This is a genomic window from Algibacter sp. TI.3.09, assembly GCF_038154905.1.
Classification (GTDB): Bacteria; Bacteroidota; Bacteroidia; order Flavobacteriales; family Flavobacteriaceae; genus Algibacter.
On sequence record NZ_JBAKAN010000006.1, the window covers coordinates 150053 to 176859 of the forward strand.

The window sequence follows — 26807 nt, forward strand, 5'->3', positions numbered from 1 at the left end:
AACTTTTAAAAATCAATGCCCACTTTTAAACCAAAACTTCGGGTGGTGGCATAGCTTAAATCTTCAACACCACTTACAAAACCATTGCCTTGTACGGCAAGTTGTTCTGGGTCAAAATGAGGGTTTTCAGTAATAGCAAATAGATTGTTTCCTGTAAAAGAAAGTGTTAATGCGGCACCGTTAGTAAGTCCTAGAACACCTTCATTTAGTTTAAAACTGTACCCCAAAGCAAATTGACGTAGTTTTAAAAATGAGGCATCATATACATTGTTTTCTTCATGATTTCTGTTGTAAAATTGTCTATAATAACTTTCAGCAGTAAGGGCAACGGTGTTGGGTAAACCTGTATTGATGTTCACGCCTTGGGCTACAATGCCTTCTTCTGGTCTAAATGCTGTTTCGGATAATTGACCGCCAACGTTTCCTAAAGCGCGAGTTCTTGAAACCATTTCTCCGCCTTGTCTCCAATCGAATAAGAAACTCATATTCCAATTCTTGTAGTTGAAATTGTTGTGCCAACCTAAAGTGAAATCAGGATTGTAATTACCTAGTTTTTTTAAGGTGTTATCTTCTATGAAATCGCCGCCATCACTAATAATAAATTCACCACTTTCATTTTTGGAGTATCCCGTTCCGTAGAAATCGCCTAAAAGCCCACCTTCTTCAACTTGAAACCAAACGGTTTGGTTTGCGCTATCGTAAATTCGGCTAAAAGCTAGAGTTAATCTACCATCGTTTTGTGGTAAATTTTTAACAGTAGATTTATTGGTTGCAAAATTAAAGGTAGAATGCCATGTGAGATTTTCAGTTTTAATTGGTGTTATGCCAAGTACAATTTCAACACCTTTACTATTTACAGTTCCTCCGTTTACTACTTGCTCATTATAGCCTGAAGAGGTTGCAATAGGTAGTGAAATAATTTGATCTTTAGTATCAGCATTGTAATAAGTGAAATCGAAACTTAATCGGTCTTTAAAGAAACGGAGGTCTGTACCAATTTCAAAACTTGTGGTTTGTTCTGGTTTTAAATTGGCGTTAGGTATAAAGTTTTGATCACTAAAAGTCGGCTCACCATTAAAAGTGGTTTGCGAAACAAACGTTCCTGAGGTTTGGTATGGACTCGTATCATTTCCTACTTGAGCAAGACTCGCGCGTATTTTTGCGAAAGATATGGCATGAGGTAGTTTTACTACATTAGATAAAATAAAACTAGTAGAAACCGATGGGTAAAAAAACGATGTTCCATCTACAGAAAAAGGAGTGGCTAGTGCGCTAGACCAATCGTTTCTGCCGGTAACATCTAAATATAAAAAGTTTTTGTAGCCTAATTTGGCAATACTGTAAAGTGAGTTAATACGCTTTTTACTTTTAAATTGAAAAACTTCAATAGGAGAAGCAGCGTTATTAAGACTGAAAATTCCTGGTTGCGCTAAATTAACCGTTTGCGATTGTTTGGTAGATGCCGTTTGATTTAAGCGATTACCACCAGCTGAAAAATCAAAAGAGAAATCGCCAAATTCGTTGTTGTAATTAATTAAGAAATCGGTATTAACTTCTCTGTATGTAACATCATGTTCCGCGTAAGCACCGTTTTGAAAACGATTACTACTGAAGTTTCTAATCAGTTGGCGCGTTTCACTATTGTAATCCATACCTGTTCTAAGCGACACGCTTAAATGATTGGTTAGTTCCTGTTTTATGGCAATATTCCCGAAAATTCGATCACGCTGAAAAGCATTTTTGTTTTCATATAAAATAAAATAAGGATTATCGAAAAAGGCATAGTTAAACGCGTATTGTTGCACACCTTCTAAACCGGGTTGCCAATAGCTTTTTAAATTATCGATGTTGAGCGATCGTGGGCCCCAAGCCACTAAAGAATAATTCACGTTTTCACTGCCATAACCATTAGATGGTCGGTTATCGCTACTAGAGTTTACATAACTAAAGGAGCTGTTAATTTTTGTTTTATCGCTGGGTTTAAAATTAAGTTTTGTAGCAACAGTTTGGCGATCTAGATTTACACCAGGAATAATAGATTCACTTCTTAAATCGGTGAATGATAATCTATAGCTACCATTATCAAAACCATTTGATATTGAAATATTATTCGTGGTAGTAACTCCTGTTTTATAGAAATCTTTTAGATTGTCTGGGTTAGAGTTAAACGGTGTCGCAGTTATAGGCAATCCGCTGTATAACGATGTATCGCCACCTCTAACAAAACTACCATCGGCAAGTTGTACGGGGCTATCAAATTGAGGTATTAAAATACCTTCATCTAATTTTGGACCCCAAGAATAAGTTAAGTTATCACTAGTTCCTCCACCTAGACCATCTACAAATTCAAACTGTCCAGATTGTCCTTGTCCGTATGTGTTTTGAAATTCAGGAAGTTTAAAAGCAGAATCTAGGGTTACCGATGTATTTAAACTCACTCTAAAACTTTTTTGCTTGTTTCCGTCTTTGGTTTTTATTACAATAACACCGTTTGCAGCCCGTGTGCCATAAAGTGCGGCAGCATTAGCGCCTTTTAAAACAGTAACCGATTCTATATCATCAGGGTTAACTTCCATGGCGCCATTTCCAAAATCTATTTCTTGAAAACCCGCCGCAGCTTGGTTGGTGAAATTAAAAACAGTTTCGTTGTTAATAGGTGTGCCATCTACCACAAAAAGTGGATTGTTATTAGAGAAAGATGCTTCGCCTCTAATAGTGATTTTAGAGGTTGATCCAACTCCCGTTGCGCCTTGTGTAACCGTAACTCCTGCTAATTTGCCTTGTAGGTTATCCAAAAAATTAACCGTTTTTACTTCTGTTAAATCATTAGATTTAATAGCTTGTACCGAGTAGCCTAGCGCTTTGGTATTTCGCTTTATGCCTAAGGCGGTTATAACAACTTCGTTAAGCGCAGCGGCATCTTCGGTTAAACTTACGTTTATAATTGTTTTATTTTCGGTTGAAATTGTTTCGGTTTTATACCCTAAAAATGAAAATTGTAATGTTTTTGTTTCTGTTGAAATTTCAATAGAGTAATTTCCATTTTCATCGGTAATAGTACCTGTTGTGTTGCTCGTTATATTTACAAAGGCTAAAGGAGCGTTGCTTTCCTTGTCTGTAACACGACCAATTATCGTAGTTTGCGCATGCGCAAAACCATATACGGTAAATAGCATGCATAGTAAAATATGCTTCATTTAATTGAATAAAAGTTAGATAAACCTTCGAGAAGATTTAAAAGAATAATAAGATTTATTGTAAATGAAGTAGAGCAGGAGAGCCCTTGTTGTGTTGCCTTTTTAAGGTGAAGTTATTAAAGGCTGAAATATGGTAAGCTATTATTTTAGTTGAAATTGAAATAGACTGAAGTAAAATAGATTTAATAGCAGCCGAAATGCTTTTGAACCTATTTAAAACACGTTCTATATCGGAAGCATTATCAATATCGGTTAATACTTCTAAATAATGAATTTTGGTGTTGTTAGAAGCTAATGCTTTCGATATGCTTCTATTTAAGCCCGTTGTTTGCCAAGGTAATTTTAAAAAAGTGTCTTTGTTGAACAGTTGCTTTTTTAAGCCCATTAAATAAAAACCACCATCTGTAGAAGGACCTAAAACAACATGATTATGTTTTAGCTTCTCGGCAGTTTTTAAAATATGTTTAGCTGTTAAATGTGGCGTATCATTCCCAATAGTAATAATGGCCTGATACCCTTTGTTGTAAATAGATTGAATGGCGTTTGTAAAACGTTCGCCAAAATTTGCTCCAACTTGTTGGTTTTCGCTTAGATGAAAATAAGGTAAGCCTGTTTTTTTTGCAATGTTTATAGTTTGAAGGTTTAACGCTTCAAACAAACCGCTTGTTGAGGATAATGGTTTTGATACCATCTCCTTTTCAGCAGAGTTCGCAAAAATTAATATGGCTACTTTATGGTCTTTCATCTGTTATGCAACAACGCCTTGACAGCTACTTCCTGCACCTGCGGTACATCCGTAACAATGTTGAGAAATTACAATGTCTCTGCCTTCTAAAAGTTCTTCATTGTATTCGCTAATGTGTTTTGCTTTACTATTTACAGGTAAATTAAGCATTTGATTAAAATCGCAATCAAATAAATAACCATCCCAACTTATAGATAATGTATTGGTACACATTACGTTTTCTACAGCAGAAGGATTATAAGCTTCTACTAAAGAATACATATAATCTTCATAGTTTTCTGAAGCAATAAGGAAATCTAAAAATCTTGCGATTGGTAAATTTGTAATTGCAAATAAATTATGAAAATCAATATCGAAATCTTCTTTTAAAGCTTTTTTGAAATCTTTTTCCATTGAAGCTTGATCGCCTGGTAAAAAGGCTCCCGACGGATTGTAAACTAAATCTAAACGTAAATCGCTACCTGGCATACCGTAACCAATAGCGTTTAAATCTTGAAGTGCTCTAATAGATTTATCGAAAACACCATCACCACGTTGTTTGTCTGTTTTCCCGCGTGTCCAGTGTGGCATAGAGCTCACCACGTGTACATTGTGTTTTTTAAAGAATTCTGGTAAATCGTAGTATTTTTTGTTGGCTCTAATTATGGTTAGGTTAGAGCGCACAATAAAATCTTTAATGCCTGCTTTTGCAGCTTCTTCTACAAACCATCGGAAATCAGGATTCATTTCTGGAGCGCCACCTGTTAAATCTAAAGTGTGTGCACCTGTGTTTTTAATAACCTCTAAACATTCGCGCATGGTATCACGCGTCATGATTTCTTTACGATCTGGTCCGGCATCTACATGGCAGTGATCGCAAACCTGGTTACACATGTAGCCTACGTTTATTTGTAGCACTTCTAATTTTTTCGCTTTAAGCGGAAATTGGCCGGTTTCGGAAATTTTATCTTTAAAGGTTGGTAATTCTCCATTTTTGAAAATACCATTCGATAAAATATCGAGTTGCCTATTGCTATTTGCTAAGTCGCTTTCGCGTTTTTTTAGAGACTTTGTTGCCATTAATAGTTTTTATAAATTAAGATACTGTTTGCTTTGTGAAACAGTATTTGGCGGATGCGTGCGTTAGGGATTGAGGCATTTGTTGAAGCTCTTTTTGTGTTGTTGCGCTTATGCAACACAAAAAAGCGACTGCCGAAAGCCCGACCCTTTTCGGGTAACGCCCAAAAATTTCTATCCGTCTAATTTGTTTACTTTATTCATCATTTGTACGCCGTGCACTAGGGTTGCGCCGCTTTTTATGGCTGCGCCTACGTGTATGGCTTCCATCATTTCTTCTTTGGTTACGCCGCGTTGCAAGCCATCTTTGGTGTAAGCGTCTATACAGTATGGACATTGCTCGGTGTGAGCAACGGCAAGTGCGATAAGTGATTTTTCGCGGGCTGTTAACGCTCCTTCTTCGAAAACTTTTCCGTAATACTCAAAAAATTTCTCGCCTAAATCTTTGCTCCATTCGGTGATTTTTCCAAATTTTCTTAAATCGGCTGGGTCGTAATATGTTTTTTGCATGATTTTATTTTTTACGAAATAATGAAATCTATTTGTAATTGTCGAGGACTTTCGTGATTCTTAACAAAAAAAGACTCAAATATTTTGAGTCTTTTTTTATAATTGGTGGTTTTATAATATAATAAGGTGCTGTTATTCCTTAATTAAACTTCTAGAAATAACGATTTTTTGTATTTCTGAAGTGCCTTCGTAAATCTGTGTTATTTTGGCATCACGCATTAAACGTTCTACGTGATAATCTTTTACAAAACCGTTGCCACCGTGTATTTGCACAGCTTCTACAGTGTGTTCCATAGCGACTTTACTTGCGTATAGTTTTGCCATGGCGCTAGATTTATCGTAATTCAAGCCTTGGTCTTTATCCCAAGCAGCTTTCATAACGAGCATACGTGCCGCTTCAATATCGGTATACATATCTGCTAATTTGAACGCTATAGCTTGGTGATTGCAAATTTCGGTACCAAATGCTTTACGCTGTTTGGAGTATTTTAATGCCAGTTCAAAAGCGCCAGAAGCAATACCTAAGGCTTGTGCGGCAATACCAATACGTCCGCCAGAAAGCGTTTTCATGGCAAAACGGAAACCAGAACCATTAACACCAATACGGTTTTCTTTAGAGACTTTCACATCGTTAAATTGAAGTGTATGTGTGTCGCTACCGCGAATACCAAGCTTATCTTCTTTTGGTCCAATATGAAAGCCTTCGGTACCTTTTTCAACTATAAAAGCGTTTATACCATGCGAACCTTTGTCGCGATCGGTTTGTGCAATTACGATATATACATCAGCACGACCACCGTTTGTAATCCAGTTTTTTGTACCATTAATAACGTAATGGTCACCATGATCTATAGCAGTTGTTGCTTGCGATGTAGCATCACTACCAGCCTCGGGCTCACTTAGGCAAAAAGCGCCTACAAATTCACCTGTAGCTAGTTTTGTTAAATATTTTTGTTTTTGTTCTTCACTACCATAAGCTTCTAGGCCGTAACAAACTAAAGAGTTGTTTACGGAAACTATTACAGAGGCCGAGGCGTCTATTTTAGATAGTTCTTCCATAATTAACACATACGAAATGGCATCCATACCGCTTCCGCCGTATTTTGGATCTACCATAATGCCTAAAAAGCCTAATTCACCCATTTTTTTAACGAGAGATTGCGGGAATTCTTGTTTGTTGTCGCGTTCAATTACGCCAGGAAGTAATTCGGTTTGAGCAAAATCGCGAGCAGCGTCGCGTATCATAATATGTTCTTCTGAGAGTTTAAAATCCATAATTCGTAATTAAAAGGTGTTAAAAATGTAAAAAATGTTTTCAAATATAGGTTTTTAGTGTGAATATTTCAATGGGTATTGTTATTTTTACATCCGATGGAAAAAAAAGAATATCATGTTGTCGGCGTAATGTCCGGAACATCTCTTGATGGCATAGATTTAGTTGAAGCCAAATTTGTTTTTAATGGTACATGGCATTTTGAAATTATTTGTGCCGAAACAATTAGTTATTCTCAGGCTTGGCACACGAAGTTGAAAGGCTTGGTGGATTGCTCTTTAGAAACTTTGAAGTTAATTGATGGCGATTATACTGTTTTATTGGCTGAGGTTATAAAAACCTTTATCTCAAAAAATAATATTAAAAATATTGATGCAGTTTGTTCTCACGGACACACGGCTTTACATAGACCCGAAAATAAATTAACCTATCAAATAGGAAATAAACCTATTTTGGCAAAACTTATAAACGAAAAGGTGGTTTGCGATTTTAGAGTGGAGGATGTTGAGCTTGGTGGGCAAGGTGCTCCTTTAGTGCCTATTGGGGATCAATTATTGTTTCCTGAATACGATTTTTGCTTAAACCTTGGTGGTTTTGCTAATATTTCTACCCAAATAAAAACGGAACGTATCGCTTATGATATTTGTCCGGTTAATATTGTGCTTAATATATATGCGCAAAAACTAGGTTTTAATTATGACGATGGCGGAAAAATTGCAGCATCGGGTAATTATATGTCCGATTTGGGTAATCAGCTTAATCATTTAGAGTTTTATAAAGAAACTCCTCCAAAATCTTTAGGCTTAGAATGGGTTAATAAAAATGTACTCCCTTTAACTGAAGCATCTCAAGCTAGTGAAAAGGATATTTTGCGTACATGTTCTGACCATATAGCAGAACAAATATCGAATGTAATAAAGTCTGGAGCAAAAGTTTTGGTGACGGGTGGTGGTGCTTATAACGATTATATTATTTCGAAAATTAAATCTAATATTGGAGCAGAAATTATTATTCCGAATGCCGATTTAGTGGAGTTTAAAGAGGCGTTAATTTTTGGTTTTCTAGGCATCTTAAAACTTCGGAATGAAGTGAATTGCTTACAATCGGTTACCGGAGCATCAAAAAACCATAGTTCTGGGAGAATTTATTCATAAAATAACGAAAATTTAATCTCACAAGATTTCTAGTTTTTTTATATTTGTTACTTATCATTAATAATTTAAAATTTTACATAAAATGAATCAACTTTAGCTACAGATATCGAAGAACTACTCGTAGAGCGTAAGCTAAAAAGAATATAATTTATTGAAATTTTAAAATATACAAATTAATGAAAGCATTACTAAAAAAGTACGAAGATAAAGCACCTGAAATAATATTTAACTGGAAAGACTCTGAAACCGAAGCAGAAGGTTGGGTTGTAATAAACTCATTGCGAGGTGGAGCAGCCGGTGGGGGAACACGAATGAGGAAAGGGTTGGATATGAACGAGGTATTGTCTTTGGCAAAAACCATGGAGATTAAATTTACCGTTTCTGGTCCTGCAATTGGCGGAGCCAAATCGGGAATTAATTTCGATCCAAAAGATTCAAGAAAAAAAGGTGTTTTGGAGCGTTGGTACGCTGTGGTTTCTCCTTTGCTTAAAAGTTATTACGGAACTGGAGGCGATTTAAATGTAGATGAAATACATGAAGTTATTCCAATAACCGAGCAAAGTGGTGTTTGGCATCCGCAAGAAGGTGTTTTTAACGGACACTTTAAACCTACGGAAGCTGATAAAATAAATAGAATAGGACAATTAAGACAGGGGGTAATAAAGGTTATTGAAAATCCCGATTTTTCACCAAGTGTCTCAAGAAAATATACCATAGCCGACATGATTACTGGTTTTGGCGTTGCCGAAGCTGTAAAACAATACTACACTATTTACGGTGGGTCTGTAAAAGGAAAACGTGCTGTAATTCAGGGTTTTGGGAATGTTGGAGCGGCAGCTGCATTTTATTTGTCTCAAATGGGTGCAAAAGTGGTTGGAATTATCGATATTGCAGGTGGTTTAATTAATGAAGAAGGTTTTACTTTTGAAGAGATAACAAAGTTGTTTTTAGCCAAAACAGGGAACACCCTAGAGGCCGAGAATTTAATACCTTTCGAGACGATAAACCAAGACATTTGGAAGTTACAAACTGAGATATTCGCACCTTGTGCAGCATCAAGATTAATCACTCAAAATCAAATTGATGAGATGATAAATAGTGGGTTGGAGGTGATTTCTTGTGGGGCTAATGTTCCTTTTGCAGATAAAGAAATATTTTTCGGTTCCATTATGGAGCACACCGATAGTCGCGTAAGTTTAATACCCGATTTTATTTCTAACTGCGGTATGGCAAGAGTGTTTGCTTATTTTATGGAACGCCGCGTACAAATGACAGATGAGGCTATTTTTAATGATACCTCTGATAAAATTAGAGAAGCGATAGAAAAAGTATATTTAAAAAATAAATCTAAAACAGAAATAAGCGCTACGGCTTTCGAGCTTGCGTTAAGTCAATTAATCTAAAAGAAAATCAATTTTAATATTTAATATGGAAGCAGCAATTATTTTAGTATTTGTTTTTGGCTATTTAGCCATAACAATGGAGCATAGTATCAAAATAGATAAATTAATACCGGCCTTAGTCATGATGGCTATTTGTTGGGCTTTAATTGCTTTAGGGCTAGATGGATTTACTCAGTGGTTCGATTCTGCTAACCATAGCTTAATGGAAAATTTTGGAGGTTTACCTTTAAATGATGTTTTAGATGAAAGTGGCCATGTGGTGACTTCTGGTAAAATGAGTTTAATGGAAAACACGTTGTTGCACCACTTAGGTAAAACTTGTGAGATTTTGGTTTTCCTTTTAGGGGCGATGACAATTGTTGAAATTATTGATTATTTCGATGGTTTTTCAACTATTAAAGATTTTATCAAAACAAAGAAGAAAAGTAAAATCCTTTGGATTTTTGCTATTCTAGCATTCATTTTATCTGCAATTATTGATAACTTAACTGCTACTATTGTTTTAATTTCAATTCTTCAAAAAATTGTTAAAGATAGAAGCGTACGTATTTGGTATGCAGGTTTAATTATTATTGCAGCTAATGCTGGAGGTGCTTGGTCTCCTATTGGAGATGTAACAACTACTATGTTATGGATTGGTAAAAAAGTATCAACAGGGCATTTAGTAGGTTATCTATTATTACCATCATTTTTATGTATGGCAGTTCCAACGTTTATCGCATCATTTTTACCAGCGTTTAGAGGAGATTTAGATGTAGAAGAAGTTGTAGAGAAACCAAAATCTAAATTTAGTGGTAAAATGCTTTACTTAGGTTTAGGTGCTATTGTATTTGTTCCAATTTTTAAAATGGTTACACACTTACCTCCTTATGTTGGTATGATGTTATCTTTAGCAGTTGTTGCAATTTTTGCTGAAATATATAGTAATGCTAAGTTTAGCATGACGGATCATGATTCTGAAGAGAGCGAAGCTGCTGCACACCATAGCCCAGTTCACCATTCATTATCTAAAATTGAATTACCAAGTATTTTATTCTTCTTAGGTATTTTAATGGCTGTTGCCGCTTTAGAATCTTTAGGTATCTTATTCAATTTTGCTGGATCTTTACAAGATTCTATGCCAATGTTAGGAACAGAAATTCACCCAGGCGGACACGAAGGTGTTTCCGATTTAGTAGTATTATTATTAGGTGTAGGTTCTGCAGTTATCGATAACGTGCCATTAGTAGCGGCTAGTTTAGGTATGTTTCATGAACCAATGGATAATGAGCTTTGGCACTTTATAGCCTATTCTGCAGGAACAGGTGGTAGTATGTTAATTATTGGTTCTGCAGCAGGTGTAGTAGCAATGGGAATGGAGAAAATTGATTTTTTCTGGTACCTTAAAAAAATTGCTTGGTTAGCCTTAATTGGTTTCTTAGTAGGTGCTGTTGCCTTTATGTTTACAAGAACTTTATTTTAATAAATAGTTATATCGCTTTCGCGGAAAAGTGGCACACATGTTGATTATAGTGTCGTTTCTAGTATAGATTTTAAAACAAAGTGTGAAGGTTTTTGTACTTTGTTTTAAATAGTATCAAGATGACTATAATTTAATATCAAAATAGACGTTATAAAGTTGCAATAAATTAAGATTATATGCTAAACACAATATTACAAAACGCACCAGACAGTGCAGAGGTATTAACAGAGGGAGAACCAGTTGAAAAAACACTCTCGATAATAGAATTAATTAGTAGCGGTGGTTTCGCCGGACAAATTATTATTGCTATTCTATTTTTATTATTAGTAGCTGCTATTTATATTTATTTTGAACGTTTGTTTGCTATTAAAGCAGCATCACAGGTTGATGCTAACTTTATGAACCAAATAAAAGATCATGTCAGTAATGGTAAAATAGAATCGGCACAAGCACTTTGTACACAAGTTAATTCTCCGGTTTCTCGTTTAATAGGTAAAGGAATTTCTAGAATAGGAAAACCTTTAGCAGATATTAATACGGCAATAGAAAACGCAGGGCGTTTAGAAATTTATGGTCTAGAGAAAAACGTAAGTGTATTGGCTACCATTTCTGGAGCTGCACCAATGATTGGTTTCTTAGGAACTGTTGTTGGGATGATCTTGGCGATTTTCGAACTTGCAAATGCTGGAGGAAGTATTCAAATGGATGTTTTGGCTAGCGGACTTTACACAGCCATGACAACTACGGTTGCTGGTTTAATTGTGGGTATTGTTGCTTATATTACTTATAACCATTTAGTGGTTAAAACAGATAAAGTAGTGTATCAAATGGAAGCGAATTCCTTAGAGTTTTTAGACCATTTAAACGAACCTTCTTAATATGAATTTTAGAGGAAGAAATAAAGTTACGCCGGAGTTTAATATGTCGTCTATGACGGATATTGTATTTCTGCTACTTATCTTTTTTATGATTGCTTCCACCTTGGTAACCACCAACGCAATTGATATTTTACTACCAAAAGCGAGTGGTAAAACCGAGAATAAAAAGTCGATAGCAGTTAGTATTAAAAAAGATTTAACTTACTATATAGATCAAAGTAGGGTAGGCGAAAGCGTGCTAGAAACTGAGTTAATTGCGGCTTTATCTAAAAAAGAGCAACCAACCATTGTTTTACGAGCAGAGAAATCTGTACCAGTAGAGCATGTGGTGAAGGTTATGGATATAGCGAATAGAAATAAGTTTAAAGTTATTTTGGCTGTTCAGCCTAACTAATGGCTTAAATTAGGTACTGCGTTTACTATGAAATATTTCAAAACCAAACATGAAAAAGATTCAGCAAAAATAACCACTTTGATAATGGTTATTATTTTGTTGCTACTCTTTGTTGTGGGGCCTCCGTATATGGATCCACCTGAAGAATACGGGGTTGCTGTAAATTTTGGAACTACAGATTTTGGTAAGGGAGACGTGCAACCTAAAGCACCTATAAAATCTGAACCGCGTGAAGTTGAAGAACTTCCTGAGCCAGAACCGGAAGCGGTTCCTGAGCAAGCAGAAGCTGCAAAACCAGCAGAAACAAAAGAAGAGGTTTTAACAGCAGATAATGCGGAAGAGATTGCTATAAAAAAACAAAAAGCAGCTGAAAAAGCTAAAGCACAGGCAGAGGCGAAGGCCAAAGCTGATGCTAAAAAGAAAGCGGAAGCTATCGCTAAAGCGGAAGCTGAACGAGTGGCGAAGGAAAAACGTGAACAGGAAGAAAAGAAAAGGAAATTAGATGCCTTAATAGGTGGTGTTAGTAAATCTGAAGGAACAGAATCTGGAGGAGAAGGAGATGATAATAAGGCAGGAGATAAAGGACAATTAGATGGTAATCCATATGCGCCAAGTTACTTCGGGTCAGGATCTGGAAGCGGTGGTGTAGGTTACGGTCTTAATGGTCGTGGTCGAGCATCTTTCAATACGGTGAAACAAGATTGTAATGAATCGGGACTAGTGATTGTTAAAATTACTGTGAACCAAAGCGGCCAGGTTGTAGAAGCTGAGCCGGGAGTAAAAGGAACTACTAATACAGCTCAATGTCTATTAGAGCCAGCAAAAAAAATAGCGCTTTCTCATAGATGGCCTGCGGACTCTAAAGCACCAGCAAAGCAAATAGGTTTTGTAAAAGTAAACTTCAAATTGGGGCAATAACACATGACGTATAGCGATACTTTAGATTGGATGTTTTCTCAACTGCCAATGTATCAAAGGCAGGGCAAATCGGCTTATAAAGTAGATTTGAGTAATACGGTTTTGCTTATAAACCATTTAGATAATCCACACCAAAATTTTAAAACAATACACGTAGCAGGAACCAACGGAAAAGGTTCTTCTAGCCATATGCTAGCTTCTGTTTTACAAGAGGCCGGTTATAAAGTGGGCTTGTATACTTCGCCTCATTTAAAAGATTTTAGAGAGCGTATTAAAATAAATGGTAAAGAAGTAACTGAAACATTTGTAACAGGCTTTATTGAACGTAATAAATCGTTTTTTGAGGTTAATCAATTATCGTTTTTTGAAATGACGGTTGGTATGGCATTCGAATATTTTTCTGAAGAAAAAGTGGATATAGCAGTTATAGAAGTTGGTTTAGGTGGCCGATTAGACTCTACAAATATTATTACACCAGAGGTTTCAGTAATTACAAATATAGGGTTAGATCATACGCAGTTTTTAGGAAATACTTTAGATGCTATAGCTTTTGAAAAAGGTGGTATTATAAAGCCTAATGTGCCTGTTGTAATAGGAGAGACTCAAGAGGAAACGAAACTTGTGTTTGTAGATTTAGCAACTAAGAATAATACTGATATTACTTTTGCCGATCAGCAAGTATCTAATAATTATGTATCTGATTTAAAGGGAGATTATCAAGTTAAAAATATTCAAACGGTTGTAACTGCCATCAAAATTCTTCAGCATAAAAATTATAATATTTCTACAAGTAATATAAAAGAAGGATTGTCACACGTTGTAAAAAACACTGGTTTATTAGGGCGTTGGCAAGTTTTAAATCAGGAGCCTAAGGTGGTTTGTGATACAGGCCATAACCGAGAAGGTTTAATTTATGTGATGAAACAGCTTTCTAATGAAGTTTATAATCGCCTTCATATTGTATTTGGAGTGGTAAATGATAAAGATTTAGAATCTATAATAGATTTATTACCAAAAAATGCAACTTATTATTTCTGTAAACCAGATATTTCTCGTGGTCTAGATGCAGAAGAATTAAGGGCGTTTTTTAGCAAGTATAATTTAACAGGTAAGAGCTATAAATCAGTAGATGAGGCTTATAAAGTAGCGAAAGAAAAAGCGGAGATCGATGATTTTATTTTTATAGGAGGAAGTACTTTTGTAGTAGCAGAAATAATTTAATTTTTTTCAAAAAAAGTCTTTGTAAAGTCAAAAAGTAGTGTATCTTTGCACCTCCTAATAATTAGGGCGCGTAGCTCAGTTGGTTCAGAGCACTTGGTTTACACCCAAGGGGTCAGGGGTTCGAATCCCTTCGCGCCCACATTAAGTTTAAGATAACATCTTAGACTTTTTTTATACGTAAAAAAGGAGTTTACTCTTTATAATTGTTAGGGCGCGTAGCTCAGTTGGTTCAGAGCACTTGGTTTACACCCAAGGGGTCAGGGGTTCGAATCCCTTCGCGCCCACAGAAATTTAAACCTAAGATGAAAGTCTTAGGTTTTTTTTATGCCAAAAATTAAAGTAAATTCTTCACGAGTGTAATATTTTTACTATTTTAGGATAATCAATCCACTCTCATGAATAGATATAATATTAAAGATACTTATAAAGAAATCTTTAAATCTCACGATAATCCTTCTCTCAAAAAGCATATAGAGAAATTTATTGAGTTGGATACTTACTTGCCTTATAGTTCTACCTTTTTCTGTGTTACTAATACACAAGATTTAACTTTTGAATATATTAGTAAAAATATGACAGCTTGTTTGGGCTTAGATAAAGCCGAATTAAAAGCTCGTGGTATGCGTAATTTTTGGAGTAGAATGCATCCCGATGATTTGGAGCAGTGGCTTCAAGCATTAAATGAATTGATGAATTTTACGTTAACTGAAATTTCCTTGGAAAATAGAGAACGCATGAGTTATACTTGGAATTACCGTTTAAAGAATGCTAAAGAGGAATATGTAAATTTAATACAGACCACGACACCATTAGAGTTCGATAGTGACAATAAGCCTATAATAGGTTTAGCGCATTACACGGTTTTACCAGGCGAGATGGAGATGCAAGTTTGCGCTTCGGCTAAGTTATTAAACTGTAAGGATGAGTATGAAACCGTATATTTTAGTAATTTTTCGCATAAGCTATTAAAAGGTGGTATTAGTAATAGGGAGCGAGATATTATTAGGCTTCTTGTTTTAAATAAAACGAGTAAAGAGATTGGAATTAGCCTCAATATTAGTTCTAATACGGTGGATACGCATCGAAGAAATATTTTAAAGAAACTGAACATATCTTCTACTGGCGAATTAATAGGTATGCTTAAAATGAATAAAAGTCTGCTTTAATAAAAAAAACATCACAATACTCAATTTGAGTATTGTGTAAATTCCATAAAAATATGACCTTTACAGTGCTATTAATTAGTTCTTAGGGAGAATTATTTAAACAGAAGGTGCTTGGTTTTATATCAGGCACTTTTTTTATGCTTAATTTAAAAGTCGTTCTAAGGCCATGCCTCTAGATCCCTTAATTAATATAATAGAATTTTCTACATTTGAAATATGGAATGCAACCTCTAGATCGTTAAAAGATTTATACTTTTTTAATCGATTAGATTTTATATCTGCGTTATAGAAGTTTTCGCCAACTAGAATAATGTGTTCTATATTTAATGATACAGCCATATCTGCAATGTTTTTATGTTCAATCACGGCTTCTGTTCCTAGTTCAAACATATCACCCAAAACGGCAATTTTATTACCTTTTTGTTTTTCAAAATTTAAAAGTGCGGCATGCATACTTGTAGGGTTTGCATTGTACGCATCTAATATTATTTTGTTACTGTCTTTTTCTATAATTTGAGAACGGTTATTGGTAGGTGTATAGCCCTCTATCGCTTTTTTAATGTCGGTAACAGCAACTTTAAAGTATTGGCCTATCGCAATTGCAGCTGCTATGTTATTGAAGTTGTAATCACCTATTAATTGACTTTTAATCTCTTCTTCTTTAAATAGAGAAATAACAAAGGGTTGCGCGTCTTTAAAGCTAATATTAGCATCTGAATTGTTATTTCCGAAGGTAAAACGCGTAGCACTTTCTGTTTTGTCTACTTGTATGCTATCATTAGAGTTTACAAAAATGGTTTTATTATTGGTTATCAGAAAATCGTACATTTCACTTTTCCCTTTAATTACGCCTTCAACACTTCCGAAGCCTTCTAAATGTGCTTTTCCAAAGTTTGTGATATATCCAAAATCGGGTTTAGCAATATTGCATAAAAACGCTATTTCCTTTTGATGGTTTGCTCCCATTTCTACGATACCAATTTCTGTGTTTTGGTTCATAGATAGTAAGGTAAGAGGCACACCAATGTGGTTGTTTAAATTACCAACAGTGGCTGTTGTTTTAAAGTTTTGACACAGTACCGAATTAATAAGTTCTTTTGTGGTTGTTTTACCATTACTTCCTGTTAAGGCTAAAATCGGTATTTTTAAGTACGATCTATGGAAGGTTGCTAGTGCTTGTAGAGTTTCTAGAGCGTTATCTACTAAAATTGTTTTATCTGAAGTTTTATATTCTACTTCATCAATAATAGAATACTTAGCACCAGCTTCTAAGGCCTTTTTAGCATATGTGTTACCGTTAAAGTTTTCCCCTTTTAAAGCAAAGAACATGTCGTTATTTTTAATTTTTCTAGTATCTGTTGATACGCTACCACATTCTAAGAAAAGGCTATATAATTGTTCTATTTTCAAAACTTAAAATTTTAAAATAAATGTATAAAAAAAAGTCCTAACATATTGCTAGGACTTTTTATATTTATTAACGAATACTTGTTTTAGTTTTTCGTTTTGTTTCCTCCTTTACTTTTAGAACCAACACGAGACATTGCACATCTAAACCCAATATAGTCTGTTGCCATATCTTGTGGGAAGTAGCGACGTTGTGCAGGATCTAACCAGTACTCTCTATCTTTCCAAGAACCACCTTTGTAAACACGAACTTCATCGTTAATTAAAGATGTTCTATTGTTAGATTTATCATATTCTCTAACAATGTTTCCTAAAGAATCTCTAGAGATATTATGTTTAGGAGAGTTATACATTCCGCTAGATTTTCCAGATTCTTCATCTTCATCACCGAAGCTTTCAAACTTTCTTGATGAGCGCTTGTCTCCATCTCTAAAGTTAATCTCGTTACTTTTATCAAAATTCGTTCTTTGGAATGTTTCATTTTCATCTACAGGAACTTGCATGATTTCACCAGGTAAATTTCTAGCAATAATTTTTCCGTTAGATAAAGTATCATAAACAATTTCATCTGAAGTAATTACTTTTACAGAACCATCTTCGTTAATAGCGTTTTTAGTATAAACGTTACCACGGTAGTAGTTAAAGTCATTAAATTGATCATCAATAATAGGTCTGTAAACATCGGCAACCCATTCAGCTACATTACCAGCCATATCATATAAACCAAAATCGTTTGGAGCATAAGATTTTACTGCATTTGTAATATCGGCACCATCATCAGACCATCCTGCGATTCCACCGTAATCACCTTTACCTTGTTTAAAGTTGGCCATTTGGTCTCCTCTAATTTTTCTTTTTCCAGAACGTGTGTACTGTCCGTCCCATGGATATTTTTTACGACCTCTGTAAAGGTTATAGCTTCTAATTTCGCTTAATCCTAAAGCAGCATATTCCCACTCAGTTTCAGTTGGTAGTCTGTATTTTGGAGCAAGAACACCTGTTTCTCTACTTGCGTAAATACCAGATTCGTTTCCTTCTGCATCTACAGTAATATTTCTATTTCTTCTAGAGTCAACAGGTTCGCCTGTATCCATAGAGCTAGGGTCAATAGTATATCTATTTGTGTTGAATGCATTATCAGGATCAATATCAGTGTGGTTTATTTCACGATATCCTGCTTGACTTAAGTTTAATTCGTTAACGCGGTCTGTTCTCCAATTAGAAAACTCTACAGCTTGAATCCAGCTAACACCAACTACAGGGTATTCTCCATAAGCTGGGTGACGTAGGTAATTCTCCGTCATAACTTCATTGTATCCTAAGCGGTTTCTCCAAACTAATGTATCTGGTAAAGCACCGTTGTAAATTGCTTTAAAGTTCTCCTCAGAAGGAGGGTAATAGCGTTTTAAATAATCTAAGTATTCTAAATACATAGCATTGGTAACCTCAGTTTCATCCATGTAGAAAGACATAACATGCTGTTGGTTAGGGCTGTTATTCCAGTCATGCATAACATCGTCTTGCACTCGACCTTTAGTAAATGTGCCTCCTTCAATAAATACAAGACCAGGAGATGTTTCCTGTTCTTTAAACTCTGTATTATATTGAAAACCACCATCTCTATCGTTAATGTTCCATCCAGTTGCTCTAGAGCTATTTTTAGAACTCGAAGATTTTTTACAACTTGTAGACACTACAGCTAGTGCTACAATTAATAAAACCTTGATTGTCACTACTTTTTTCATATTCATACTTTTAAGTAAGCTAATAATATTTTGGTGCTGCAATATAAGAATTAAACCTTACACAACAAGCTATTTTTTACATTTTAACCAAAAAAAGAGGTGTTTTGTCCTGTTTTTTAAGCGTTACATCGATGTTTTGTGGTGTTATGAGCGCCTTCTTTTGTTCGATTGTGTTGTATAAACGAATGTTTTGCTAATTTATTATCGTATTTTTGTTGATGTTTTAGAAATTATTGCGTTTTTAATACTAACTCAAAGCTAAAGACGTTATTTTAACGATGAAAAAGAATTTATTCCTATTTATATTACTAACCTCTATTACTGTATTTGCTCAGCAAAAGACGTTTACTCTCAATTGGCAGGCATCTCAAACAATTTCAGGAGGTTCTTATAGTATTGAAGTTCCTTTTTTTAATGAAGAAGTCTGTGATTTCGATTTTGATTTAGGACTTCAGTTTGTTTCTCAATGGGAAGTTACTTCTTCTGTTAACGTAGAATCTGTAGTTATATCTAAAGTGAGTTATGCAAATATCTCTTTAGCAGAATTAAAAGATTTACCAATTAATAAAATTCCGAAAAAGTTAACCTATACTTTAAGAAACTCTATAGCAAGAGGGAAACAATATGCTATGTTGCAATTGTCTCCTATTATATATGATAATGGAATTTACAAAAAAGTTACTCAGTTTCAAGTTAATTATTCAAACGGAACATCGAGAAGAAGCGCCAATTTAAATAAAACTTCAGGAACAAAAGTGATTTCTAATTCTGTTTTGGATAAAGGGGAATGGTTTCGCTTTTATATTGATACAACGGGTGTTTTTAAATTATCAAAATCCTTTATCAAACGCTTGGGCGTTAATGTAAATAATGTAGATCCTCGAACTATTAGGATTTTTGGAAACGGCGGACGGATGATTCCTTTTTCTAATAATGAAGATTATCCTTTTGATGTTGTCGAGAATGCTGTAAAGTTTGTAGGGGAAGAAGACGGTGTTTTTAACGATTCCGATTATATTTTGTTTTATGGGCAAGGTCCGAAACAATTTAACCAAGAAAGCAATACAAATATAAACTGCTATAGTGATAAAACATATTATTATATCAATACAGGTTCTGGTAATGGAAAACGTATTTCTCCGTTTACACAACCAGCAGGCTCGGTAGATTTAGAGATTAATACGTTTCAGGATTATCAGTATCATGAATATGATAATGAAAATATCGCTTTACTTGGCCGTCGTTGGTTTGGTGAGCGTTTTGATGTGGAAGCAGAACAGAACTTCAAATTTGAGTTTCCAGAAATTGTAACATCGACACCTGTTGCCTTAAAGGTTTACGTAGCTACAATTTCATCAGAGCCAACTTCAATGGCTATTGCTGTTAATGGTAATGAGTTGTCGACGCTAGTTTTACCAGGAGCAGACGATCCAACACTTGGTAATGATAGATTTTATATCACAAATACTTCAGTGAGTTCTGCAGAAGTTGATGTTAAATTGAGTTATAACAATCAAGGCGATCCTAGTGCGCTCGGATATTTAGATTATATTTCTATTGAAGCGACTAGAGCACTAAAATTTATAAAACCTCAGTTTCATTTTAAAAACAAAGCTGTAGAATCGGCTTCGGGTGTAGGTAGATATACTATTGAAAATGCTTCTGAAATTTCCGAAGTTTGGGATGTTACCGATATCTATAATATCACTAATGCCGAAAATAGTACAGCTGAAGATAATTTTACGTTCACCTCTAATTTAGGAGTTTTAAAAAACTATGTAGCCGTAACACCTTCGGATTATTATGAGCCTAAATTTGATGGAAAAACTACTTTAACCAATCAGAATATAAAAGGAACTATATTTTTAAACAATCAAAATGAGTTTCAAGATATAGATTATATTATTGTTGCACCAGATAATATGTTAAGTCAGGCCAATCGCTTAGCTCAAATTAACACAGATCAATATGGTTTGAATGTGAAAGTTTTAGGGTTAACCGAAATTTATAATGAATTCAGTACCGGAAACCAAGATATTGGGGCTATTAGAAATTTGGTGAAGTATGTTTATGATAATGCCAGCACTCCCGAAAATAGAATAAAATATCTATGTTTATTCGGCGATGGATCTTTCGATTATAAAGATCGTATACCGAATAATACGAATGTTATGCCTTCTTGGTATTCTTATGAAAGTTTGAATTTAACAAATTCTTTTGTCTCGGATGATTTCTACGGAATGATGGATGATAACGAAGGAACAATGATTTCGAGTGATAAATTAGATATTGCCGTTGGTCGAATTCTTGCCGACACACCAGAACGTGCAAATCAAATGGTCGATAAAATAGAATCTTACTATATAAAGGAAGCTTTGGGTACCTGGCGAAATAATGTGGTAGTGATTTCGGATGATGTAGATTTGGATTGGGAAGGCGTATTGCAGCAAACCACAGATAATATTGGAAATTTAATTACTGAAGAAAAACCATTTTTGAATGTTATAAAAATTCACTCCGATGCTTTTCAACAAGAAACAACAGCAGGAGGAGATAGATATCCTCGTGTAACTTCAGAAATTATAGATGCTATTGATAAAGGCGCTTTAGTTGTAAACTACTTTGGGCATGGTGGAGAAAATGGGTTGGCGCAAGAGCATTTAATATTTCAAGAAGAAATTAAGGAGTTTCGTAATTTCGGAAAGCTCAATTGTTTTGTAACTGTAACTTGTGAGTACACTAAATTTGATAATCCCTACAAAGAAACAGCTGGTGAATTAACTTATTGGAATGAAGATTCTGGAGCGATTGGATTAATTTCTACCACGCGACAAATCTTTGTATCGTTCGCTATTAATTTTAATAATAATCTAGGGCAATATTTGTTTTCGTATTCAGACGATGATACATTTCAGGATAATGAATATCCTTCTATGGCGGAAGCGTTAAGGCTAACAAAAAATAATCCTGCAATATCTAATTCGAGCCAAAGACGTTTAGTCTTTTTTATTGGCGATCCGGCCATGAAACTTGCTTTTGCAGAACCTAATATAAACTTAACTAAAATTAACGATGTGCCTTTAGCGCAAGTAACCGATACATTAAAAGCTTTAAGTTATGTAAAAATGGCTGGTGAGGTAACCGATTTATCTGGTAATTTATTAAGTAATTATAATGGTACAGTATCTACAACTATTTATGATAAAAATATAGAACGTCAAACTTTAGCAAATGATGGTACACGACTGAATGGAGAACTTGTAAAATTAGATTTTTCAACGTTGGGCGAAATCATTTTTAGAGGACAAGCCTCTGTTACAAATGGTGAATTTGAATTCGATTTTATTGTGCCAAAAGATGTTGGTATTCCTGTTGGAGTAGGGAAGGTGAGTTTTTATTCTAAAGATGAAGCCTTAGAAAGTAATCAAGCAGGAGCGAGTATAGGCACTGTAAAAATAGGAGGTTTAAATGAAGATGCACCGGTAGATAATACAGGTCCGGTTATTTCTTTATATATGAATGATGAAAACTTTGTATCCGGAGGTATTACCAACGAGTCGCCAACGTTATTGGCTATAATGGAAGATGAAAATGGTATAAATACAGCCAGTGGTGTTGGTCACGATATTGTTGCCATACTTGATGGTGATGAAACAAACCCAGTTGTGCTTAACGATTATTACCAAACAGGTGTAGACGATTATAAAACAGGGATTTTGAGTTATCCGTTTAGAGATTTGGAACCTGGTTTGCACACCTTAACGCTCAAGGCGTGGGATGTTTATAATAATTCTGCCGTATCAGAAATTCAATTTATTGTTTATGATAAAGATGAGGCTTTGGTTATTAATAATGTATTGAATTACCCAAATCCCTTTGTTAATTATACAGAATTTTGGTTTAATCACAATAGTTCGGCTCCTTTAGACGTTTCTATACAGATATTCACCGTTTCCGGAAAATTGGTTCGAACATTAAACAGACAAACAGCTACCGGTTTTAATGTTACAAGTTCGCTATCTAGAGATATTGTTTGGGATGGTCGTGACGATTTTGGTGATAAAATTGGTAAAGGTGTTTATATTTACAAATTAAAAGTCCATTCCAGCCTGTTAAACAAAACGGTAGAAAAGATTGAAAAGCTAGTAATTCTATAAAAAAATATATATTGCAACTAAATATTAATTCATGAAAACTAAAGTACTCTTATTATTATCATTCGTTTTTGTTGTAAAAATGAATGCTCAAGAAACTACTGTAATTATACCAAACACAAATGATTCTAGAGTTATTACAACAGGCGTTCCTTTTTTATTAATTACTTCAGATGCTCGTGCAGCAGCTATGGGAGATATGGGAGTTGCAACTTCTGTAGATGCTTTTTCTCAACAATGGAATCCTGCTAAGTATGCTTTTTCAGAAACTAAATCTGGAGTAGGTGTTAGTTATACGCCATACTTAAGTAAGTTAGTTAATGATATTTTTTTAGGAAACTTAACATATTTTAATCGTATTGATGATCGTAGTGCTTTTGCAGCCAGTTTAAAATATTTCTCTTTGGGAGATATTGAATTCCGTGAAAACGAATTTGTGAATGCTTTAATAGCACGTCCTAATGAATTTACTTTAGATGCATCATATGCTTTGCGTTTATCTCCAGAGTTTGCCATGTCTGTTGCTATGCGTTTCATGACTTCTGATTTAAAATTAGGTCCTGTTGATGGTGATGCTACAGCTGCAAGTACATTTGGGGTAGATATTTCTGGTTTTTATCAAGGTGAAGAAGAAGCTTACGCTGATTTTAATGGAAGATGGAGAATGGGATTTGCCATTCAAAACATCGGACCTAAATTCTCTTACGAGGAAGGTGGAATCGAAAATTTTCAACCTACTAACTTGCGTTTAGGTGCAGGTTTCGATTTTATATTCGATGATTATAATAAAATAGCAGTAACAGCAGAAGTTGCTAAATTATTGGTGCCAACACCTCCAAGGTTAGGTGATGAATATAATTATACTGATGAAAATGGAAACGGCCAGTATGATGAGGATGTAGATACTCTAGGAGATTTAAGAGCATCAAATGTTATTTACGAAGGGCAATCTCAAGATGTTGGATTTTTAGCAGGTATGTTTCAATCTTTTGGAGATGCACCAGGCGGATTTAGTGAAGAAATTAAAGAGTTTACATATTCATTAGGAGCGGAATATGTATATCAAGATTCTTTTGCATTCAGAACAGGGTACTTTAACGAAAGTGAAGAAAAAGGAGCTAGAAAGTTTTTTGCACTAGGAGCAGGATTTAAGGCCAATGTGGTAAACATAGATTTGTCTTACCTATTCTCAGCTTCTAAAGTTCAGAGTCCGTTAGAAAATACGTTACGTTTTTCATTAACCTTCAATATTGGGGCTGGCGAATACCGTGAATACTAAAATATAAATAAATTAAAACAAAAAAAGACTGCTCGAAAGGCAGTCTTTTTTTGTTTTAGTAAAAGTAGTCTATAAAATTAAACAACTATAAACCTTTATATTTTTCAATAGCTTCTCTAATTTTTTCAATTCTATTATCCGGGTCAGGGTGCGTGCTTTTAAACTCTGGAACACGATTTGGTCCCGCAGCAGCTTTCAATATTTCCATAACGCCAATCATTTCTTCAGGATTGTAACCTGCCTTTAGCATAAAGCGGACACCTAATTCGTCACTTTCAAGTTCATCATCACGTCCGTTTGTAAGTAATGTGTTTTGCCCAATACCACTAACTAAGCCTCCCATGTCTGCACCTACAGAGCCGGCAGTGGTTAAACCTTGCCAGTATTCGCTCTCTGCAATACGTTCTGCACTATGGCGCCCAAGAACGTGACCAACCTCATGACCTAGAACACCAGCTAACTGATCTTCATTTTCTAATTGAGAAAACAAAGCGTATGTAATAAATATTTGACCACCTGGAAGAGCAAATGCGTTAATTGTGTTTGGGTCGGCAAGTAAATGAAATTCGTATTTATAAGGTGTTTCTCTTGCAATACTATTATTTATTAATTTGTTTCCAACGTTATCAACCAATGCTTGATATTGATTGTTTTCATGTAGGCCTCCATGCTGCTGTGCCATTTGCGGGGCACTTTGTAAACCAATAGCAATTTCTTCATTGGCATTCATCGAAATAGTTTGAGTTCTACCTGTATATGGGTTTTCTTCACGTTGGCTACATCGTTTAAAAACAAAAAACAATGCGATTGCGGCACCTATTAATAGTCTTACTTTTAGATTTTTTCCTCTCATGGTGGTTAATGTTTTTGCTAGTTGTGAAATTACAAAAAAAATGGATTATATAGTTTGGACACTCTTTTTACCTATCAGTCACTTAGGTCCAATTGCTTTTTCATTACAAAATGTGGTCCAATACCTGTTATGTTAAAGGAGTCGCCAATAACACGGTATCCATTCCTTTTATAAAAATTAACAGCAACCTCTCGAGCATTACACCAAATTAGATCTGTTTTTTCTTCCTTTAATATATTATCACAATACTCTAATAGTATGTTGCCAACTCCTAAACCTTGCTGAGATTTCAAAACAGCCATACCTCGGAGTTGGTATTGTTTTAATTCTGAGAACTTCGGGTTATTGTTTTTTAGGAAAGAACAGACTCCAATAAGTTCTTCAGCATTATAAATACCAAAATGTAAGGTTGTTTCTAAATCATCGCCATCAAAAATGCAAGATTCTATGGGTTTACCCTTCCTTAAAACAGGATGTCGTACGGTATATGTGTCAACTGCCTGTATTTGCTTTACGTTATAATTATGCTTTTTCATAAAATCAAACTTAACTAAAATATTTATCTTCACTAAAAAAAATAATGGCCATTGTATTTAAAATTATTAATCACCAATATATAGACTCAATAATCCCTTTAGTTCAAAAATTAAATAATAATCAAGTTTCCAATATTGTTTTACGAGAACGTTTTGTAGAAATGTTTATGCAAAATTACGAATGCGCTGCTCTTTTTAAAGATAATGAGCTTATTGGTGTTTGCGGCTTATGGTTTTGTACACGTCATTATTCAGGTAGGAGCGTAGAGGTTGATCATGTTTTTATAGACGAAAAATTTAGAGGGCAGCGTTTAGGAACTCAGTTTTTTGAATGGATTTACAATTACGTAAAAAATAAAGGATACAAGGCTGTAGAGCTAAACACCTATGTATCAAATCATGGCTCGCATAAATTTTATTTTAATGAAGGGTTTAAAATTTTAGGCTATCATTTTTTGAAAAAAATGTAAATTTTATTTTGATAGATAAGTATATTGTTTGTATGTTTGCACCCGGAAATGCGAGAGTAGCTCAGTTGGTAGAGCGTCAGCCTTCCAAGCTGAATGTCGCCGGTTCGAACCCGGTCTCTCGCTCTAAAAGCTTCATAGAAATATGGAGCTTTTTTTGTTTCCCATACTTTCCTTAAAAAACTAGAATTTAAAGGTTTTAGTTATACCGATTCTCGTTTACTCATTTAGTGACTAAATTTAACCAGCAATAATAGCCTTACGTATTCTACCGTATATATAAAGTAACTATATATAAAGGAGAACTTCTTTTTTACCATTGATAATTTACCATAATTAGGGCGTATCCTATTAATGTGCTTTTGCCGCACATTAATAGGTCGGGCTTTCCGCTATATCTTTTTTTTGTTCTTAGCATAATTGGTTTAGTTAATAGATAGGCTTTAGGTTATGTTGTATACTATATGGCTCAACATTCTTTTAAAAAAAGGATGCCGCATCAATCCCTTACGCGGGGACTATACGTTGTAACCAGTTCAAATGCTAAGTAAAACAAGTCGAGAAGAGTGGTTGCTTAATAAAAGTTAAAATAAATACATAGCCAATCTATTTAAAACAAGCTCATTAAGAGCTTTAGGAAATAAACTTCAAAAATACTTCATAAAAAAGGTTGTCAGAACCAAAAAGGGATCTATATTTGCACCCCGCTAAAAAAGGTAAAACTTTAAAGGCGTAACGTTCATAAACAGGTTGATTGATTAAGGTTTTAAAAGCGGTAAAAAACTTTTAAAAAAAGAGTCAAAAAACATTGTGAGTTTCAGAAAAGGTTGTAAGTTTGCAGCCGCTAAAAACGGTAACGTAATTAGCTAGAAAGTTCATAAGTATATTGTTTGGTAATTATGTTAGAGAGGTATTAAATCTTTTTAAAATAAAAGTTAAATAATTATTGTGAGAGTTAAAAAAGGGTTTTATATTTGCACCCGCTTAGC

20 protein-coding genes and 3 tRNA genes are annotated in these 26807 nt (G+C 34.7%); 14 read left to right on the forward strand and 9 right to left on the reverse strand.

What is annotated here, in order from left to right; genetic code table 11:
* Nucleotides 1–5: 5 nt before the first annotated feature.
* The 5 genes from V6246_RS16450 to V6246_RS16470 all read right to left on the reverse strand — a co-directional run bounded on the left by V6246_RS16450 (nt 6) and on the right by V6246_RS16470 (nt 6783).
* The gene (locus V6246_RS16450) at nt 6–3197 is read right to left on the reverse strand and encodes a SusC/RagA family TonB-linked outer membrane protein (RefSeq protein WP_341561583.1); all 3192 of its coding nucleotides are present in this window, start codon (nt 3195–3197) and stop codon (nt 6–8) included.
* A 55-nt stretch (nt 3198–3252) separates the two neighbouring features.
* A complete protein-coding gene (locus V6246_RS16455) occupies nt 3253–3942 on the reverse strand; it encodes a TIGR04282 family arsenosugar biosynthesis glycosyltransferase (RefSeq protein WP_341561584.1) in 690 nt (229 codons plus the stop codon).
* Between the two features lie 3 nt (nt 3943–3945).
* Entirely contained in the window at nt 3946–5001 is a 1056-nt protein-coding gene (gene arsS, locus V6246_RS16460) for an arsenosugar biosynthesis radical SAM (seleno)protein ArsS (protein ID WP_341561585.1), read from the reverse strand.
* Between the two features lie 171 nt (nt 5002–5172).
* Nucleotides 5173–5508 (reverse strand): arsenosugar biosynthesis-associated peroxidase-like protein, encoded by a 336-nt coding sequence (locus V6246_RS16465; protein WP_341561586.1) that lies wholly within the window; start codon nt 5506–5508, stop codon nt 5173–5175.
* 132 nt (nt 5509–5640) lie between these two features.
* Nucleotides 5641–6783: an acyl-CoA dehydrogenase gene (locus V6246_RS16470; protein WP_341561587.1), complete on the reverse strand. Its 1143-nt coding sequence runs from the start codon at nt 6781–6783 to the stop codon at nt 5641–5643.
* A gap of 96 nt (nt 6784–6879) precedes the next feature.
* Here V6246_RS16470 and V6246_RS16475 point away from each other — a divergent pair, with 96 nt between their 5' ends.
* The 10 genes from V6246_RS16475 to V6246_RS16520 all read left to right on the forward strand — a co-directional run bounded on the left by V6246_RS16475 (nt 6880) and on the right by V6246_RS16520 (nt 15377).
* The gene (locus V6246_RS16475; RefSeq protein WP_341561588.1) at nt 6880–7935 is read left to right on the forward strand and encodes an anhydro-N-acetylmuramic acid kinase; all 1056 of its coding nucleotides are present in this window, start codon (nt 6880–6882) and stop codon (nt 7933–7935) included.
* 176 nt (nt 7936–8111) lie between these two features.
* Complete coding sequence (locus V6246_RS16480) at nt 8112–9338, forward strand: Glu/Leu/Phe/Val dehydrogenase dimerization domain-containing protein (protein ID WP_341561589.1); 1227 nt, start codon at nt 8112–8114, stop codon at nt 9336–9338.
* A gap of 25 nt (nt 9339–9363) precedes the next feature.
* Entirely contained in the window at nt 9364–10800 is a 1437-nt protein-coding gene (gene nhaD / locus V6246_RS16485) for a sodium:proton antiporter NhaD (protein ID WP_133969239.1), read from the forward strand.
* A 176-nt stretch (nt 10801–10976) separates the two neighbouring features.
* Nucleotides 10977–11678 carry a MotA/TolQ/ExbB proton channel family protein gene (locus V6246_RS16490; RefSeq protein ID WP_341561590.1) on the forward strand — a complete coding sequence of 234 codons (702 nt, stop codon included), beginning with the start codon at nt 10977–10979 and terminating at the stop codon, nt 11676–11678.
* A 1-nt stretch (nt 11679) separates the two neighbouring features.
* Nucleotides 11680–12072 carry an ExbD/TolR family protein gene (locus V6246_RS16495; protein ID WP_159019375.1) on the forward strand — a complete coding sequence of 131 codons (393 nt, stop codon included), beginning with the start codon at nt 11680–11682 and terminating at the stop codon, nt 12070–12072.
* Between the two features lie 27 nt (nt 12073–12099).
* A complete protein-coding gene (locus V6246_RS16500; RefSeq protein WP_341561591.1) occupies nt 12100–12990 on the forward strand; it encodes an energy transducer TonB in 891 nt (296 codons plus the stop codon).
* Nucleotides 12991–12993: 3 nt separating this feature from the next.
* Nucleotides 12994–14211 carry a bifunctional folylpolyglutamate synthase/dihydrofolate synthase gene (locus V6246_RS16505; RefSeq protein WP_341561592.1) on the forward strand — a complete coding sequence of 406 codons (1218 nt, stop codon included), beginning with the start codon at nt 12994–12996 and terminating at the stop codon, nt 14209–14211.
* A gap of 64 nt (nt 14212–14275) precedes the next feature.
* A tRNA-Val gene (locus V6246_RS16510) sits at nt 14276–14350 on the forward strand.
* A gap of 70 nt (nt 14351–14420) precedes the next feature.
* Nucleotides 14421–14495: transfer RNA gene (locus V6246_RS16515), tRNA-Val, on the forward strand.
* Nucleotides 14496–14606: 111 nt separating this feature from the next.
* Nucleotides 14607–15377 carry a LuxR C-terminal-related transcriptional regulator gene (locus tag V6246_RS16520; protein ID WP_341561593.1) on the forward strand — a complete coding sequence of 257 codons (771 nt, stop codon included), beginning with the start codon at nt 14607–14609 and terminating at the stop codon, nt 15375–15377.
* A gap of 141 nt (nt 15378–15518) precedes the next feature.
* Here the strand turns inward: V6246_RS16520 and V6246_RS16525 are convergent, their stop codons facing one another.
* A complete protein-coding gene (locus V6246_RS16525; RefSeq protein WP_341561594.1) occupies nt 15519–16787 on the reverse strand; it encodes a UDP-N-acetylmuramoyl-tripeptide--D-alanyl-D-alanine ligase in 1269 nt (422 codons plus the stop codon).
* An 83-nt stretch (nt 16788–16870) separates the two neighbouring features.
* A complete protein-coding gene (gene gldJ / locus V6246_RS16530) occupies nt 16871–18535 on the reverse strand; it encodes a gliding motility lipoprotein GldJ (protein WP_341561595.1) in 1665 nt (554 codons plus the stop codon).
* A gap of 272 nt (nt 18536–18807) precedes the next feature.
* On the opposite strand from gldJ, the gene porU reads away from it, so the two are divergent.
* A complete protein-coding gene (gene porU / locus V6246_RS16535; RefSeq protein WP_341561596.1) occupies nt 18808–22686 on the forward strand; it encodes a type IX secretion system sortase PorU in 3879 nt (1292 codons plus the stop codon).
* 31 nt (nt 22687–22717) lie between these two features.
* Nucleotides 22718–23962: a type IX secretion system outer membrane channel protein PorV gene (gene porV / locus V6246_RS16540; protein WP_341561597.1), complete on the forward strand. Its 1245-nt coding sequence runs from the start codon at nt 22718–22720 to the stop codon at nt 23960–23962.
* An 85-nt stretch (nt 23963–24047) separates the two neighbouring features.
* On the opposite strand, the gene V6246_RS16545 is transcribed toward porV, so the two are convergent.
* A complete protein-coding gene (locus tag V6246_RS16545; protein WP_159019383.1) occupies nt 24048–24815 on the reverse strand; it encodes a M48 family metalloprotease in 768 nt (255 codons plus the stop codon).
* A 74-nt stretch (nt 24816–24889) separates the two neighbouring features.
* Complete coding sequence (locus V6246_RS16550; protein ID WP_341561598.1) at nt 24890–25351, reverse strand: GNAT family N-acetyltransferase; 462 nt, start codon at nt 25349–25351, stop codon at nt 24890–24892.
* 44 nt (nt 25352–25395) lie between these two features.
* Here V6246_RS16550 and V6246_RS16555 point away from each other — a divergent pair, with 44 nt between their 5' ends.
* Complete coding sequence (locus V6246_RS16555) at nt 25396–25821, forward strand: GNAT family N-acetyltransferase (RefSeq protein ID WP_341561599.1); 426 nt, start codon at nt 25396–25398, stop codon at nt 25819–25821.
* A gap of 50 nt (nt 25822–25871) precedes the next feature.
* Nucleotides 25872–25944: transfer RNA gene (locus tag V6246_RS16560), tRNA-Gly, on the forward strand.
* The last annotated feature ends 863 nt before the right edge of the window (nt 25945–26807 follow it).